The sequence below is a fragment of the Rhizobium sp. BT04 genome, assembly GCF_030053135.1.
Classification (GTDB): domain Bacteria; phylum Pseudomonadota; class Alphaproteobacteria; order Rhizobiales; family Rhizobiaceae; genus Rhizobium; species Rhizobium binxianense.
Genome location: NZ_CP125651.1, coordinates 266,173 through 281,294, shown reverse-complemented (window position 1 = coordinate 281,294; position 15,122 = coordinate 266,173). Strand labels below are relative to the sequence as shown.

Genomic DNA, 15,122 nt, shown 5'->3' with positions numbered 1-15,122 from the left:
AAAGCCGCCATTCCACCCCATGCGGGGCGATTAGATGACGAATTCCTCCTCGTATGTCTGTGGCTCGGGAACGACCGTAACCTCCACCGGAACGATCCAATTGGCCGCGTAGCTCTCGCAGTCGGAACGCTGGAGGTCGGGCTGCACGCACCCCGCCCCATCGATCGCGCGACATCGCAGTATATATCGCCCCACTTCTTCAGGGGTCCACATGTACTCCCACAAGCGCCATGCGAAGGGACGTTCTGTTTCGAGGAGCCTTCCCTCGCGCCAGCCCCTGCCATCTCCGGTGCAGACCTGCACCTGTCGGATAGCAGCCTCTCCGCCCCAGGCGGCTCCGAAAATCCGGTACGGTTGGCCGGCGATGAGACGCGCCCCCTGTACGGGGCGCGCGATCTGCGCTTTGACCTCCATCTCCGCAAGGGGGACCAGCCTGGGTTCCCCGAGGCTGCGCTCCCAACGGAAATAGTCGCGCGCCTGCCAGTAGCCAAGGAACGGTTGCTCCACAACCGTGATATCAGTGATCCACTTGACCCAGGCCATGCCGAACCAGCCGCCCACGACCGCGCGTAGCGGGTAGCCGTGATCGCGCGTCAACGGCTCCTCGTTCATCGAATAGGCAAGGATCGTGCTGTCAGCGATGGCCTTCTCAAGCGGTAAACTACGCGCAAAAGCGATGGGGCCGGGAGAAGCCGTTTTCTTGTTCGTGTCGACGACGCCGCTATCGGCGCCTGCGAGCAGAACCTCACATGCGGTTGGCTTAACGCCCGCCATTTCCAAAATCTCGCGCAGAAGAACACCTGTCCAGGCGGCATTGCCGACGGCTCCGTTCTGCCACTGCAACCCCTCCTTCGGCGGCTCATAGTAGACGCGCCCGTTCCCTGCGCACTCTACGACGGCTGATAAAGTCGTGCTTCGCATCGCCTTGATGCTGTCGAGGTCAAGTTCGATCGGCCGCTCCACCGCCCCTCCAACGCGCAATCTCCAGTCTCGCGCATCGAGTTCCGGCGACGGGAAATGGTTTCGCACGAAGAACTGCTCGGTTGGGATCAGCCAATCGGAGAGCGACGCAAACGGAAACTCGATATTCGGTGGGGATTTCTGTCGCACTATCAGACTGGGTTGCTGTGGTGTCGGCATCGTCCTCGTCTCCCCTTTCAACAGCACAACGTCGGCTCTCGGTCGCGCGAATTCCGGTACGATCACACCGCCCCCCGCAGTGCGTCGGTCGCATTCCGCCTTCGGGCCGCATTCTAGCACATACCGCACGTTCCTCGGATCGACCTCGTACGGCAGCAAAGGGGCCGAATGCTGCTATAGGCCCACGTCTCTTTCGCGCCCGCTTGTCGTTCAGGCACCACCGCTGGAGAAGACCAGCAACATATTGTTGGTAGGCATCTCGATCGTCTCGCGGAGATTAAGTCAAGCGGTCTCACCCACTTGTTCAAGATCAGCGATATCACGCACACCCCAGGATGGGTTCCGCTCCTTTAGAGCCGCGTCGAAAGCAGCGTTCGAGGGGGCGTTGTGTGCGCCGTCGCGCATGAACGGGCCGTAGAGAAGAAGAAGCCCACCAGTGTGAAGCAAACGGCCAGCTCCTGCGAACAATCCTAAGCTTGCCGCCCATGGCGCGATATGGATCATATTGATCGACACGATGGCGTCGAAATGCCCCGTTTGTTCGACGCCCCATTGTCCTGAGCACACATCAATATCCCGCGGTGCCAGCACATTCTTCAGCCCTGCGAATTTGATCCAGCTAGACGTGCTGGTGCGGGCGTCGACATCCGGATCGCTCGGCTGCCAGGTGAGGTTGGGCATTGCTCCCGCAAAACACACGGCGTGCTCGCCGGTCCCGCATCCAATCTCCAGCACGGCGCCACGTGTTGGAAGGACACGTTTTAGGACCGCGACGATCGGCGCCGAATTTCGCGCAACGGAAGGTGAGAACATGCGCTGGTCGGCGCTTATGTCGCGCTGTTCCAGCGCAACAGGCGAACGGTCCTTCTTCTCTGGGGGCATTGGCCTTGAATCCCCTTGGGGCGATGGCTCCCACCTTATAGCTGAAATGATGGAACTGAAACCAAGGATTTCGGACTTACGAAGGGGGCGCCGGCGCGTGCGTTCGGCCGAGGGCGATCGGACGTCCACTTCGCGTCAGATCACGCGCCCGCCGGGCTCAAGGGCTGCTTTCGAAAATCGGAGCCCGGAAGCCGACCGACGGCTTTCCGCCCCTAAGCGGACTTTTTCGTTGTCCAGAGATAAGGCTGCTTTGCGCCCCGGCTCCGGCCGGAAAGGCCGGTGGAGTCACCTCCCAAGAGCAGAGGTTCGCTCGAGGCGAGTTTCCCGACCCGCGCTACTCACCTTTGCTGGAAAGCAATTCGTCGAGCTGCTCGAACTGCTCCGGCAATGCAGCCGCCGAGCCCTGTAGTGCTTCTTCAAGCGCCTCCCTGGACGGATAGACCTCGTGGAACTTCACGAGTGTCCTCCCGCCTTGGTCCTCGAAGGTCACGGTCGTTATCGCGCCCTCTTCGCCCTCGTCGTTGGTCCAGACGATGCGCTCGTTCGGCACCACCTCGAGATACTTGCCATAGAAGGCCATGGTGTCCGAACCGCCGGCGCCGAATTCCAGCCGATATTTGCCGCCGGTACGGACGTCCATCTCACACGATACGAGCGAAACGCCGGATGCCGATTTTGGCACCCACCAGCGCTGGAAGAGCTCGGGCTGGCTCCACGCCCTGTAAACCGTGCTCGGCGGCGCATCGAAGGCCCGCGTTACGACGAGTTCGCGATCCCCTCTGCGCTCGGCTGACGTGCGATTCTCAGCACCACCTGCACTGTAAACTTGCTGATTCATCACTTCCTCCCGTTTCATTTAGCTGATGCTTTCGTCCAATGCTTCGAAGCGGGCCTCGAAGAGCCTGCGATGCGCCTCGATTGTGTCTCGATGCGGCTAGATGCCGACTAGCCGTGGGGCCATCCCGCCCCGGCTGTCTCGACCTCGACGGACAAGAGCTGGCCAGTCCCGCCCATCTGGTCCATCTTGTCCATCCCGAACCATTTGGCGGCAGTTATGTAGAGGGTGGTTCGATCAGGTCCGCCCAGCATGCAGGCGAATGCGCCGCGATCAAGCTGCACTTCATCGAGTAGCGCGCCGCCTTCACGAACCCTGCGGCAGCAGGCATTGGGTACGTCGGCGTACCAGATCGCGCCGTCAGCGTCGAAGCATATGCCATCGGGCGGCCCGGGAAGATCGGCCCAAACCCTTCGATGGGAGAGTTTCCCGTCGGCGGCGACGTCAAACGATGTCAGCCGTTTCGCCCAGCTTTCGGCGCAAACCAGTGTACGTCCGTCCGGAGAGAGAGCCATTCCGTTCGGAAACTGAAAGCCTTCCGCTTGTGTTTCGACCGTCCCGTCGGGATGTATCAGCAGGATCGCGGGTCCGTTGACGTAGATACGGCCTTGCGGATCGATCACGATCTCGTTCCAGCCAACCGCTCCCAATTCGGCGAACTGTTCAAGTCCGGAGCCGTTGAACCGCAGCAAATGCGATGCCCCGGACTCGATGACGTACATGTCGCCCTGTGGTCCGAAGTCGAATGACAGGGGCGGGGCTTTCGCGGTTGTCGCCACCCCGACAGTTCCGTGCTCGCTCAAGGTGAGGATTTCGCCGCTTGTCCAATCCGCGAACCACAGCTCGCCGTCATGCCATCGTGGGCATTCGACCAGCCCCCGGTCTTCCAACCGAACCCTTGTCCTGTTCATTTCGGCCTCCTGTCGTTCTACACCCTGGCCCGTCGAATGGAGCCACGTTGTAAAGACGAGTAAGCGAAGCCAATGCCGACACTTGTCCGGCGAAAAAGGGCAATTACGGCCGTATCTCCCGTGCCAGCGGCGTTGACATCCGGAGAACGCCTGGATCAGCCGCGAAAGTGAGGCTGACGTGCAATGGACGAGCTAACGGCCGATGTCGGTCTGACAAGGGGCGCGCTTTACAGGCGGAATTCGTGAATCGGGAACCAATCGGGCATCTTCTCATCCATGAGATGTCGCGGAAAATTTAAGTTTCTTCGAAGCCTATGACCGGTTTGAGCCGGGAGCGCTCATGATGCTTCTCTGCTGCAAGTGGGGTCTGAACCCAGGCCCGCCGGGAAAAGCGAAAACCGGTTTCAGTTTATCTTATAGATTCGCTTCAGCGCAGCCAGCAGCGCATCCATCTCATCGCGCGAAAACAGGTCGATGAAACGCTGCTCGTGCGTGTCGATCAGCTTGCGCGCCTGTGCGAGCATGGCGCGTCCCGCCTCGGTCAGATGAAGTTCCTGGCGGCGGCGGTCTGCCTGGGAAGGCCGGCGCTCGATCAGGTCGCGGGCTGCCAGCCGATTGACGAGGGCCATCATGGTCGCGCGATCAGTGCCGAGCGTATTGGCCAGGTCGATCTGCGATGCCCCGGTATTGACCGCAAGCAGCTCCATCACTGCGAACTGTTTCTGCGTCAGCGCCAGCGCCTCCATGGTGTCGGCGAAGTCGCGATAGATCGCGACATGCGCCATGCGTAGATGAAAACCCAAGAGATCGCCGAGCCGGCCGACGTCGAGCGGCGGTGTTACGGGCGCCTCTTCGCCCTCGACATCGTCCTGCGGTGCTTGCTTGGTCATTGTTTGTCTCGCCTGGTTCAGGCGCCATAACCATCAAAATCAGCGGGTTAGTCAATATCGCCGGTCTCGATTTCTCCCGTGCCCGTCCGGATGAGTGGAATGCCGCAAACGGCTCTTGCATCTCCGAGAAAAGATATTAGTATGTGTTACATACAAATTTGGTGCCTGTTGTGGGAGCAACGGGCATGGGAGGAAATAATGGCGCGTTCCTTTTCCGGGGTGGCTTCGTCGGCAGATTGCGGACTGATGAAGGATGATCCGATCCTCTACCGCGCCGGCGTCGCACCGGATCGTCAGGCTCTGTTCGAGATTGCCACCGGCCGACAGCTCACCTATGCCGAACTCGATGCGCGGATCGCCCGCTGCACCGGCCTCCTGACCGGTGTGCTCGGAGTGCGGCGGGATCGGGCGCGGGTCGCCATGCTGGCGCGCAATTCGATCGATTCGATCGTGCTTGCCTTTGCCTGCCAGCGTGCCGGCGCCATCTACGTTCCGCTCAACTGGCGCCTCAACGCCGCCGAGCTTCGGCCGATCCTTGCCGATTGCGCGCCGGCGCTCCTGGTCCACGACGAGGAGTTTTCGGCTGACGTGGCGCGCCTTGCGGACGCCGATCCCGCGATGGCAGTGATGTCGACATCAGGCGGTCCGGCCGGGCTCGCCGCCCGGATCGAGGCCAGCCTTCCGGCCGGACCGGTGCCCGCCGACGCCGATGGAGCCTGCGTCCTTCTCTACACGTCGGGCACGACGGGACAGCCGAAGGGCGTCGTCATCACCCGCCGCAATGCCTTCTTTGCCGCCGTCAATTTCTCCTTTGTCGGCGAGATCGGGCCTGAAACCGTCGCTTTGTGCGATCTGCCGTTCTTCCATACGATCGGGCTGATTGCGGTGGCGCGCACCACCTTGATGCTGGGCGGCGCGCTCGTCGTCTCCGACCGCTTCACGCCGGCGCGAACGCTCGCAGCCCTTGCCGACCGGCAGCGCGCCATCACCCATTATTTCGCGGTGCCGCAGATCGCGCTCGCCTTGCGTGGCGATGCCGCCTATAGCGCTGCGGCTCTTTCCGGCCTGCACGCGCTCTTCGTCGGCGGCGCGCCGCTGACGCAGGCGCTGATCGAAAGTTATCTCGACGACGGCGTTGCGCTGGTCAACGGCTATGGCATGAGCGAGGCCGGAACGGTGCTGCATGTGCCGATCGACCGGCGCGCGGTGCAGGACAATCCCGGCAGCGTCGGTCTACCCGCGCCGTTGCTCGACATTCGCATCGTCAACAAAGACGGTCGTGAGGTCGATGATGGCGAGATCGGTGAACTGTGGCTGCGCGGGCCGGCGGTGACACCAGGCTACTGGAACAAGCCCGGGGAAACCGCCGCCGCCTTCACCGACGGCTGGTACCGCACCGGCGATCTCGGCCGGCGCGAAGCCAACGGCTTCTATCGCATCGTCGACCGGCTGAAGGACATGTACATCAGTGGCGGCGAGAATGTTTATCCCGCCGAGGTCGAAGCCGCACTCGTCAGCCATCCCGATATTCTCGATGTCGCCGTCGTCGGTATTCCCGACACCAGGTGGGGCGAATGCGGCATCGCCTATATCGTGCTGCGGCCGGGCGCTGTGGCGACGGGCGAGGAGATCGCCGGCCATTGCGCGGCACGGCTCGCAGCCTTCAAACGCCCGGCACGCATCCTCTTCGTCGAGACCATTCCTCGCACCGCCTCCGGCAAGGTGCAGAAACATGTTCTGCGCCAGCTGCATTCCGATGAAACCCTTCAACGACAGGCTTTGTGAAGCGGCCCCGCCCTTTCACCAAAAAACCAATGGAGTACCCCTATGACTGATATCGAATCCCCCGTTCTTGTCGACTTCGACAACGGCATCGCCTTCGTGACCCTCAACCGTCCGGAAAAGCGCAATGCCATGAATCCGGCGCTGAATGCCCGGATGCTCGAGGTGCTCGACGAACTTGAGGGCGACGAGCGCTGCGGTGTCCTCGTCCTGCGCGGCGCCGGGCAATCCTGGTCGGCCGGCATGGATCTCAAGGAATATTTCCGCGACAATGACGACAAGCCGCGTGACGTCACGCTGAAGGCCCGGCGGCAGTCCGGCAACTGGTGGGGCCGGCTGATGTATTTCGAAAAGCCGACGATCGCCATGGTCAACGGCTGGTGCTTCGGCGGCGCCTTCACGCCGCTGGTTTCCTGCGATCTCGCCATCGCCGCCGAGGAGGCGAATTTCGGCCTCTCCGAGATCAACTGGGGCATTCTGCCTGGTGGTAACGTCACCCGCGCGGTCGCCGAGGTGATGCGCCACCGCGACGCCCTCTATTACATCATGACCGGCGAACTGTTCGGCGGGCGCAAGGCCGCCGAAATGGGGCTGGTCAACGAGGCCGTGCCGCTGGCAGAGCTTGAAAGCCGGGTGCGCAAGATCTGCGCCAGCCTGCTCGAAAAGAACCCGGTGACGCTGAAGGCCGCCAAGGACACCTACAAGCGCGTGCGCAACCTGCCATGGGATCTCGCCGACGATTACATCTACGCCAAGCTGGAGCAGATGCTGTTTCTCGACAAGACCAAGGGGCGTGATCAGGGGCTGAAGCAGTTCCTCGACGACAAGACCTATCAGCCGGGGCTCGGCGCCTACAAGCGCGGCCGCTGATAACAGTTCACGAGCCGATCATCGGGAGGAGGACGCAATGAAAATCCATGCCGCGGTGGCGCGTGCGCCGCATATGCCGTTTTCGCTGGAAAGGCTCGATCTGGAGGAGCCGCGCGAGGGGGAAATCCTGGTTCGCGTCGTCGCAACCGGGGTCTGCCACACCGACATCGTCATGCGCGACCAGCACCTGCCGGTGCCGCAGCCGGTCGTGCTCGGCCACGAAGGTGCCGGCATCGTCGAGCGTGTCGGGCCGGGCGTTGCCAAGGTGGTGCCCGGCGATCACGTCGTCATGACCTTCAATTCCTGCGGTCATTGCCCGAGCTGCAACGACCACGGGGAGACCTATTGCCACGAATTCTTCCCGCGCAATTTCTTCGGTGCGCGCGCCGATGGATCGAGCGGGCTCTCCTGCGAGGGGGAGCGGGTTCACGGCAATATTTTCGGGCAATCCTCTTTTGCCAGCCATGCGCTGTGTCATGAGCGCAATATCGTGAAAGTGCCCAGGGATGCGGATCTGGCGCTGCTCGGGCCGCTCGCCTGCGGTATCCAGACCGGCGCCGGCGCGGTCATGAACGCGCTCAAGGTCGAACCCGGAAAAGTGCTCGCGGTCTTCGGCATGGGCTCCGTCGGGCTTGCCGCCGTGATGGCGGCGCGGGTCGTCGGCGTTTCCAGGATCATCGCCGTCGACGTCAACGAGACGCGGCTGGCGCTTGCCGCCGAACTCGGGGCGACCGACATCGTCAACGGCAGGGCGAGCGACGCCGTCGCCGCGATCATGGCGATGACCGGCGCCGGCGTCGATTATGCGATCGATGCCTCGGGCGTGCCTGCCGTCATCGATCAATGCGTGCGGGTGCTGGCGCCGCGCGGCACTTGCGGTATCGTCGGGGCCTCGCCCCACGGGGCAACGCTGACGCTCGACCTCACCCATATTCTGTCCGGCGGACGCCGGGTGCGCGGCATCGTCGAGGGCGATTCCAATCCCGACGTGTTGATCCCGCTGCTGATCGACCTGCATCGGCAGGGTCGCTTCCCCTTCGACCGGCTCGTCACCTTCTATGATTTTGCCGACATCAACCAAGCGGTGGAGGATTCGGAAAAGGGCATCGTACTGAAACCGATCGTGCGCCAGCCGGCCGTCTGACACCGTTCAAGGGAGGAAACAATGAACACAGTCACCCCAATCGCCACCGATACCAGCCCCGACGTCATGAAGGCGCTGCTCGACCGGCAAAGGGCAGCCTTCTTGAAGGAAGGGCCGCCAAGCATTGAGACCCGCCTCGATCGCATCGACCGCGTCATTGCTCTTCTCGTCGACCATAAGGACGCGATTGCCGCGGCGCTCTCGGAGGATTTCGGCAGCCGCAGCGTCGAGGCAAGCCTGCTTCTCGATGTCTTTACCTGCGTCGGTTCGCTCAAATATGCCAAGGCCCATCTTGCCGAATGGCTGAAGCCGGAAGAGCACGAGGCACTGTTTCCGGATGCGGTCGCCAAAGTGGTCTATCAGCCGAAGGGGGTTGTCGGAATCCTCAGCCCTTGGAATTTCCCCTATCAGCTCGCGCTTGCGCCGCTCGCCGGCATTCTCGCCGCCGGCAACCGCGCCATGATCAAGCCGTCGGAGGTGACGCCGGCTTCAGCCGCCTTGATGGCGCAGCTCATCGCCGGCGCCTTCGACGAAACGGAAATATCAGTCGTTCAGGGCGGACCGGCGACGGGCACGGCCTTTACATCGCTTGCCTTCGACCATCTGATCTTCACCGGCGGAACGGCGATCGCCCATCATGTCATGCGCGCGGCGGCGGAAAACCTGACGCCGCTGACGCTGGAACTCGGCGGCAAGTCGCCCGTCATCGTCGGCCGCTCGGCCGATCTCGCAGATGCGGCGCGCCGTGTCATGACCGTCAAGACGCTGAATGCCGGCCAGATCTGCCTGGCGCCGGATCATGTCTATGTGCCCGAGGAAAGTGTCGACGCCTTTGCCGGACATGCGGTGGCGGCGGTCGGCGCGATGTATCCGGCGCTGAAGGAAAATCCTGATTACACCTCGATCATCAATGGCCGCCATCACGCCCGCGTCCAGGGCCTGATCGACGACGCCAGGGCCAAAGGCGCTGGGATCGTCGAAATCAACCCGGCGGCGGAGAATTTCTCCCAGCAATCGGCCCACCGCATTCCCCCGACCCTGATCCTCGACCCCACCGAAGACATGCGCGTGCTGCAGGAAGAAATCTTCGGCCCGGTGCTGCCGGTCATTGCCTATCGCGATATCGCCGACGTCATCGATCGGATCAATGCGAGGCCGCGCCCGCTCGCCCTCTATTACTTCAGCCGGGATGGTGAAGAGGAGCGCCGTGTCCTCGGCAATACGACCTCCGGCGGGGTGACGGTCAACGACTGCATGAGCCACGTCACGGCCGAAGGCCTGCCCTTCGGCGGCGTCGGCCATTCCGGCATGGGCGCCTATCACGGCAAATTTGGCTTCCTCGCCTTCTCACATCCGCGCGCCGTCTATCACCAGAGCAAGATGGTCGAAGCGGAGTATATGATGCGGCCGCCCTATGGCGAGGCGATGCGCGGCTTTCTGGCGGCGGCGATCTGCAAGTAGTCAAGCAACAGAGAAGCGCCGGCATCGCAGAGTTGCGGTGCCGAGGCGCCGGGGCTCAATCGAGCCGCAGCGTCTTACCCGACCCGGCATCAAATAGGTGGAGCTTGTCGGTACGAGGAGCCACCGTTACGACTTGTCCGGGTTCAAACTCGTGGCGTTCCGAAAACACCGCGACAAGTTCGCCGGCCCCGTAGCGCAGGAACACCATGGTTTCATGGCCGGTGGGTTCGGTGACGCTGACCGTCGCCCCCAAGCCACCTGCAGCCAGCGACAGATGTTCGGGTCGAACGCCGAGCAGGACGGCCTGGCCGTCGGCTGCATCAGGTGTGAAACCAAGTGCGATCTCGTCGCCGGTCTCCGTGACAAAGATAGCGCCATCGGCCTTGTACCGGCCTTTCAGGAGGTTCATCGATGGCGAGCCGATGAACGTTGCCACAAACGTGTTGTTGGGGCGGTCGTAAAGCTTCAGCGGTGTGCCGATCTGTTCGACCTTGCCTCCCTGCATCACCACAATCTTGTCGGCCATGGTCATGGCTTCGACCTGGTCATGCGTCACATAAATGGTCGTGGTTCTCAGCCGCTGGTGGAGTTCCTTGATCTCCTTGCGCATCTGAACGCGCAGCTTGGCGTCGAGGTTCGACAAAGGCTCGTCGAACAGGAACACTTGCGGCGATCTGACAATGGCTCGGCCCATTGCCACGCGCTGCCGCTGGCCGCCCGACAGCTGGCGCGGATAACGGTCCAGATAGGGCACGAGGTCGAGGGTTTCGGCCGCCGCCTGCAGGCGCTGTTTGATGACCTCGGCCGGCTGTTTCTGCAGGCGCAGCGCAAAAACCATGTTTTCGGCAACGGTCTTGTGCGGATAGAGCGCATAGCTCTGGAAGACCATGGCGATATCGCGGTCCTTCGGCGGCAGATTGTTGACGACCTTGTCGCCGATCGAAATGGTGCCGCCGGTGATGCTTTCCAGCCCCGCCACCATGCGCAACAGGGTGGATTTGCCGCAACCGGACGGGCCGACAAGCACCACAAACTCGCCGTCGCGAATTTCTATATCCACGCCATGCAGGACATTGACGGCGCCGTAAGCCTTCCGCGCCCCTGAAATATTGACCTCAGCCATGTGCCTCCCACTTGCTTTCGGCGCCCCCGAGCTGCCTCAAGGGTCATGCATGTCTTGCCGTGTGTTCGAGAGATTGCGGCCGGGCAAACCGGCCGGTGCGCCTCCTCAAAAGCACCCGTCGAACCTCCTCCATGAAACGTTTCATTTCTTGTTGACTTTTCCCGCCTGCCGCCTGATGCTCGCCGGCGAGACCGGGAGGAGCGGTTTCAAGCAGGATATGAAACGTTTCATTTCTTGCTTACCAGATAGTTCTGCATCGAGCCAGTCTTAAAATTGGACGGGAGCGGCCCGGCAAGACCGGCTGGCGAAAGCGCTAGGAAACGTGGAGGAGGAAGATATGAAAGTTGAAATATACGATGCATTGATGCGCCGTCAGGCAAGCCGCCGTGACGTTTTGCGCGGAACGGCCAGTGCCGCGGCTTTGCTCGGCGTCTCGGGCGCCATCGGGGGGATTCCCGGCATGGCGTTTGGCGCTGACGATGTTCGCGCCCAGATCCTGCAGATTCCGGGCGTCGGCAAGGGCTCTCCGACGGATGCAGACTGGCAGAAGGTCGGCGAGCTCTGCCTCGGTCCGACCAAGGGCAATGTCAAGCAGGGCGAGTTCGCCGGCGTCGAGCTGACCTTCATGGGGCTCAACAACCAGAATCTGCACAACTTCCTGTTTCGCGGTTTCCTGAAGCCGTGGGAGGCCTATACGGGCGCCAAGATCAACTGGATCGATCTTGCCCAGGCCGATTACAACGCCCGCCTTCAGCAATCGATCGCAACCGGTACGGTTGATTTCGACATCCTGGAAATGGGGGCTCCCTTCGAAGGCGATACCGCCGGCCGTGGACTTCTGGACGAGATGCCCGACTGGGTTGGAAAGCAGATCGAGGCCGACGATCTGGTGAGCTACCTGAAGCCGCCGGTCGGCACCTGGGGCGGCAAAACTTACCGCGTGACGATCGACGGTGATTGCCACACCTTCGCCTATCGCAAGGATTACTTCGGCGAAGGCTCGATCAGCGGCATGACCGAGCCGCCGAAGACCTGGCAGGAAGTCAACGCGGCTTCCAAAGCGCTGATCGGCAAGACCGATCCGCTGACCAGTCAGCCGGCCTACGGCTATCTCGATCCGCTCAAGGGCTGGGGCGGTTTCGGCTTTTATTTCATCGAGAACCGCGCGACCGCCTATGCCAAATATCCGGGCGACCCGGCCTGGCTGTTCGATCCTGATAACATGAAGCCGCTGGTCAATAATCCCGCCTGGGTTCAGGCGATCCAGGATGTCCTGGATCTGATCGCTGCCAAGGCCTATCCGGCCGACCAGATCAATGCGGATCCGGGCACCACAGCCTTCTCGCAGTTCCTGGCAGGCACCGGCGCAATGCTGATGTGGTGGGGCGATGTCGGCTCCAGCGCCCGCACCTCCGACACTTCGGTCGTCGGCGACGTGGTCGGTTTCGGCATCAACCGCGGCTCCAACCGGGTCTACAACCGCAAGACCGGGCAATGGGAAGACAAGTATAACGAAGCGCCTAACATGGCCTATCTCGGCTGGGGCATCTATGTCACCAAGCAGGTCTCCGGCGACGAGAAGAAGCGGAAGGCGGCCTGGTCGGCTGCCGCCCATCTCGGCGGCAAGGATCTGTCGCTGTGGACGTCGGCCTATCCCTCCGGCTTCCAGCCCTACCGCCAGTCCAACTTCAACTACGACGAATGGCAGAAGGCAGGCTACGACCGCGCCTATATCGAGGACTATCTCGGTTCGAACGCGGACAGCTACAACCACCCGAACGCCGCCATCGAACCGCGCATACCTGGTATCTTCCAATATTATTCCGTCGCCGAGGACGAGCTGGCGAAGGGTTTTGCCGGACAGTACAAGTCGGCACAGGAAACCGCGGATGCGATCGCCGCCGCCTGGGAAAAGATCACCGACCAGATCGGCCGCGACAGCCAGCTGAAACTCTATCGGGCGAGCCTCGGGCTCTGACCGGTTGACACAAACGCGCTGGCGGATCGGAAGCGACTTCGCCAGCGCCCATTGTCCGGGCGAGGAATATCATGTCGACAGTCGAAGGCGACCTGCTCCACACGGTCGAAGCCGGCTCCATTTCGGCGAGCCGTCGTTTCTGGGGCCGTACGGCTCTATGGCTGAGCGCCATATGGTTCATAACATCGTTCGTCTTACAGGGTGTCCATGAACTGGGCTGGACCGATTGGGGCTTTTCGAACTGGCGCCCGGTGCTCTATGCCTATTTCCTCTGGGCCGCGGTTCTTTGCGTCACGCGCGTCGTCATTCATGGCGAGGCGGGCAAGAAGGCGCTTTTTGTTCTGCCGGCCGCGCTTTTCGTCGTGTCGATGGTGGTGTTCCCGCTGCTCTTTGCGCTGTGGATCGGCTTTTCCGATTGGAACCTCGCCTCTTCGGCCGGCCGGCGCTTCAACGGGCTCGACAATGTGCGGCGGATGATCACGGATCCATTCTATGCCAATGCCCTCATCAACATGATCCTTTATTGCCTGGCGATTGCCGTCGAATACGCCATCGCGTTCGGCCTGGCGCTGCTCCTCAACCAGGAAATCGTCGCCCGCAAATTCTGGCGCGTCACCTTCCTGGTGCCCTTGATGCTGTCGCCGGTCGCGGTGAGCTGGATGGTCGGCAAGTCGATGCTGGAGACCCGTTTCGGCCCGGTCGCGCGCTTTGCCCGCTGGCTCGGCTGGGAAAATCCCTCCTTCTTCGGCGATCCGCTGACGGCACGGCTTTCGATCATGATCATGGATGCCTGGACCTTCATTCCCTTCATAATGATCATGCTGCTCGCCGGGTTGCAGGCTTTGTCGAGGGAGGTGCTGGAGGCGGCCGAAGTCGATGGCGCGACCAAATGGCAACGCTTCTGGAAGGTCATTTTTCCGCTGATGCTGCCGGTGTCGGTCACGGCGGTGATGATCCGCATCATCTTCAAGCTCAAGCTCGCCGATATCATCATCACCGTGACATCTGGAGGCCCCGGCGGGGCGACTGATTCCGTCACCAGTTTCATCTACCGCGAATACCGCGACCGTTCGAATGTCGGATACGGCACCCTTCTCGCGCTCGTCTATCTCGTCATCATCGTTTTTGGCATGACCGGACTGATGAAGATTTCCGACCGTATCGTGAAGCGCATGACAGGAAGGCTCTGATGGTTCGGATCGATTTCGAAAAATACGCCCGCGGCCAGCGCATTCGCTGGTGGGCCATGCGTTTCGCCGTCTATGGCCTGCTCGTCACCTGGGCATTTGTCTGTGTGTTCCCGCTGTTCTGGACGGTTTCGACCTCATTCAAGACTGCCGCTGACGTGATGCGCGGCAATCTGATCCCCTGGTACAACTTTACACCCAGCTGGCTCGGCTGGCGCTCGCTCGGCCTTTCGCCGGATACGATTTTTGAGATCTCGACGGTGCGCGAGGAGTTTATGCGCAGGCTCTGGAACAGCGTCATCATCTCGGTCACGGCATCTGCTCTGGCGGTCGTGCTCGGATCGCTCGCAGCCTATGGCCTCAGCCGCTTTTCCTACAAGTTCGGCCATATGCGCAACTCCGACATTTCGTTCTTCTTCTTGTCGCAGCTCATCATGCCGCCCGTCGTTCTCGCCCTGCCGTTCCTGGTCCTCTATAAGGAGCTGGCGCTGCTGGACAGTTATGTCGGGATGATCGCCGTCTATACGCTGATGGTCCTGCCGATCGTCGTCTGGATCATGCGCGACCAGTTCGCCACAGTCCCTGTGGAGCTCGAGGAGGCTGCTCTTGTCGACGGGCTGTCGGTCTGGGGCGCGTTTGCCCGTATCATCGTGCCGCTCGTTCTGCCGGGCATGGTGGCCGCCTTCCTGCTGGCGCTGATCCTGTGCTGGAACGAATATTTCTTCGCGGCATTGCTGACCTCGACCAACACCAACACCTTGCCTGTCATGATTGCCAGCCAGACGGGCAGCCAGGGCATCAATTGGTGGTCGATGGCGGCACTTTCCACCGCCGGCATCCTTCCGCTGGTTGCCGTCGGCGTCATGTTGGAAAGGCACATCATTGCCGGCATGACCGCGGGAGCGGTAAAGTAGCTGCG

At 61.8% G+C, this 15,122-nt stretch carries 12 protein-coding genes and 2 pseudogenes; 7 read left to right on the top strand and 7 right to left on the bottom strand.

What is annotated here, in order from left to right:
• Window positions 1-30 precede the first annotated feature (30 nt).
• The 6 genes and pseudogenes from QMO82_RS06575 to QMO82_RS06555 all read right to left on the bottom strand — a co-directional run bounded on the left by QMO82_RS06575 (window position 31) and on the right by QMO82_RS06555 (window position 4,658).
• Window positions 31-1,140 carry a sulfite oxidase gene (locus QMO82_RS06575; protein WP_210305835.1) on the bottom strand — a complete coding sequence of 370 codons (1,110 nt, stop codon included), beginning with the start codon at window positions 1,138-1,140 and terminating at the stop codon, window positions 31-33.
• 210 nt (window positions 1,141-1,350) lie between these two features.
• Window positions 1,351-2,022, bottom strand: a pseudogene (locus QMO82_RS06570) (DUF938 domain-containing protein).
• A gap of 334 nt (window positions 2,023-2,356) precedes the next feature.
• Entirely contained in the window at window positions 2,357-2,860 is a 504-nt protein-coding gene (locus tag QMO82_RS06565) for an SRPBCC family protein (RefSeq protein WP_183609350.1), read from the bottom strand.
• Between the two features lie 18 nt (window positions 2,861-2,878).
• Window positions 2,879-2,947, bottom strand: a pseudogene (locus QMO82_RS33775) (ArsR family transcriptional regulator); the annotation flags it as partial.
• Window positions 2,948-2,967: 20 nt separating this feature from the next.
• On the bottom strand, window positions 2,968-3,768 hold the full coding sequence (locus QMO82_RS06560; RefSeq protein WP_183609349.1) for an SMP-30/gluconolactonase/LRE family protein: 801 nt from the start codon (window positions 3,766-3,768) through the stop codon (window positions 2,968-2,970).
• Window positions 3,769-4,172: 404 nt separating this feature from the next.
• The gene (locus tag QMO82_RS06555; protein WP_183609348.1) at window positions 4,173-4,658 is read right to left on the bottom strand and encodes a MarR family winged helix-turn-helix transcriptional regulator; all 486 of its coding nucleotides are present in this window, start codon (window positions 4,656-4,658) and stop codon (window positions 4,173-4,175) included.
• 198 nt (window positions 4,659-4,856) lie between these two features.
• Here QMO82_RS06555 and QMO82_RS06550 point away from each other — a divergent pair, with 198 nt between their 5' ends.
• From QMO82_RS06550 to QMO82_RS06535, 4 genes are read left to right on the top strand one after another with little or no spacing between them, the layout of a single operon-like run.
• Window positions 4,857-6,443, top strand: a complete 1,587-nt coding sequence (locus QMO82_RS06550) for an AMP-binding protein (protein ID WP_183609347.1) — start codon at window positions 4,857-4,859, stop codon at window positions 6,441-6,443.
• Window positions 6,444-6,485: 42 nt separating this feature from the next.
• Window positions 6,486-7,310 carry a p-hydroxycinnamoyl CoA hydratase/lyase gene (locus QMO82_RS06545; protein WP_183609346.1) on the top strand — a complete coding sequence of 275 codons (825 nt, stop codon included), beginning with the start codon at window positions 6,486-6,488 and terminating at the stop codon, window positions 7,308-7,310.
• Between the two features lie 37 nt (window positions 7,311-7,347).
• On the top strand, window positions 7,348-8,454 hold the full coding sequence (locus QMO82_RS06540) for an NAD(P)-dependent alcohol dehydrogenase (protein ID WP_183609345.1): 1,107 nt from the start codon (window positions 7,348-7,350) through the stop codon (window positions 8,452-8,454).
• 21 nt (window positions 8,455-8,475) lie between these two features.
• Window positions 8,476-9,915 carry a coniferyl aldehyde dehydrogenase gene (locus QMO82_RS06535; RefSeq protein WP_183609344.1) on the top strand — a complete coding sequence of 480 codons (1,440 nt, stop codon included), beginning with the start codon at window positions 8,476-8,478 and terminating at the stop codon, window positions 9,913-9,915.
• Between the two features lie 55 nt (window positions 9,916-9,970).
• On the opposite strand, the gene QMO82_RS06530 is transcribed toward QMO82_RS06535, so the two are convergent.
• A complete protein-coding gene (locus tag QMO82_RS06530; RefSeq protein WP_183609343.1) occupies window positions 9,971-11,038 on the bottom strand; it encodes an ABC transporter ATP-binding protein in 1,068 nt (355 codons plus the stop codon).
• A gap of 337 nt (window positions 11,039-11,375) precedes the next feature.
• Between QMO82_RS06530 and QMO82_RS06525 the strand changes: the two genes are divergently transcribed.
• From QMO82_RS06525 to QMO82_RS06515, 3 genes are all read left to right on the top strand, one after another.
• Complete coding sequence (locus tag QMO82_RS06525; protein ID WP_183609342.1) at window positions 11,376-13,016, top strand: extracellular solute-binding protein; 1,641 nt, start codon at window positions 11,376-11,378, stop codon at window positions 13,014-13,016.
• Window positions 13,017-13,087: 71 nt separating this feature from the next.
• A complete protein-coding gene (locus tag QMO82_RS06520) occupies window positions 13,088-14,206 on the top strand; it encodes a carbohydrate ABC transporter permease (protein ID WP_183609341.1) in 1,119 nt (372 codons plus the stop codon).
• On the top strand, window positions 14,206-15,117 hold the full coding sequence (locus QMO82_RS06515) for a carbohydrate ABC transporter permease (RefSeq protein WP_183609340.1): 912 nt from the start codon (window positions 14,206-14,208) through the stop codon (window positions 15,115-15,117). Before QMO82_RS06520 ends, QMO82_RS06515 begins: the two co-directional genes overlap by 1 nt.
• Window positions 15,118-15,122 lie beyond the last annotated feature (5 nt).

Excerpts from the sequence above, each read along its gene's own strand:
- QMO82_RS06540 (WP_183609345.1), top strand. The coding sequence starts at position 7,348 with ATGAAAATCCATGCCGCGGTGGCGCGTGCGCCGCATATGCCGTTTTCG.
- QMO82_RS06555 (WP_183609348.1), bottom strand. The coding sequence starts at position 4,658 with ATGACCAAGCAAGCACCGCAGGACGATGTCGAGGGCGAAGAGGCGCCC.
- QMO82_RS06575 (WP_210305835.1), bottom strand. The coding sequence starts at position 1,140 with ATGCCGACACCACAGCAACCCAGTCTGATAGTGCGACAGAAATCCCCA.
- QMO82_RS06515 (WP_183609340.1), top strand. The coding sequence starts at position 14,206 with ATGGTTCGGATCGATTTCGAAAAATACGCCCGCGGCCAGCGCATTCGC.
- QMO82_RS06550 (WP_183609347.1), top strand. The coding sequence starts at position 4,857 with ATGGCGCGTTCCTTTTCCGGGGTGGCTTCGTCGGCAGATTGCGGACTG.
- QMO82_RS06535 (WP_183609344.1), top strand. The coding sequence starts at position 8,476 with ATGAACACAGTCACCCCAATCGCCACCGATACCAGCCCCGACGTCATG.
- QMO82_RS06545 (WP_183609346.1), top strand. The coding sequence starts at position 6,486 with ATGACTGATATCGAATCCCCCGTTCTTGTCGACTTCGACAACGGCATC.
- QMO82_RS06560 (WP_183609349.1), bottom strand. The coding sequence starts at position 3,768 with ATGAACAGGACAAGGGTTCGGTTGGAAGACCGGGGGCTGGTCGAATGC.
- QMO82_RS06525 (WP_183609342.1), top strand. The coding sequence starts at position 11,376 with ATGAAAGTTGAAATATACGATGCATTGATGCGCCGTCAGGCAAGCCGC.
- QMO82_RS06520 (WP_183609341.1), top strand. The coding sequence starts at position 13,088 with ATGTCGACAGTCGAAGGCGACCTGCTCCACACGGTCGAAGCCGGCTCC.
- QMO82_RS06530 (WP_183609343.1), bottom strand. The coding sequence starts at position 11,038 with ATGGCTGAGGTCAATATTTCAGGGGCGCGGAAGGCTTACGGCGCCGTC.
- QMO82_RS06565 (WP_183609350.1), bottom strand. The coding sequence starts at position 2,860 with ATGAATCAGCAAGTTTACAGTGCAGGTGGTGCTGAGAATCGCACGTCA.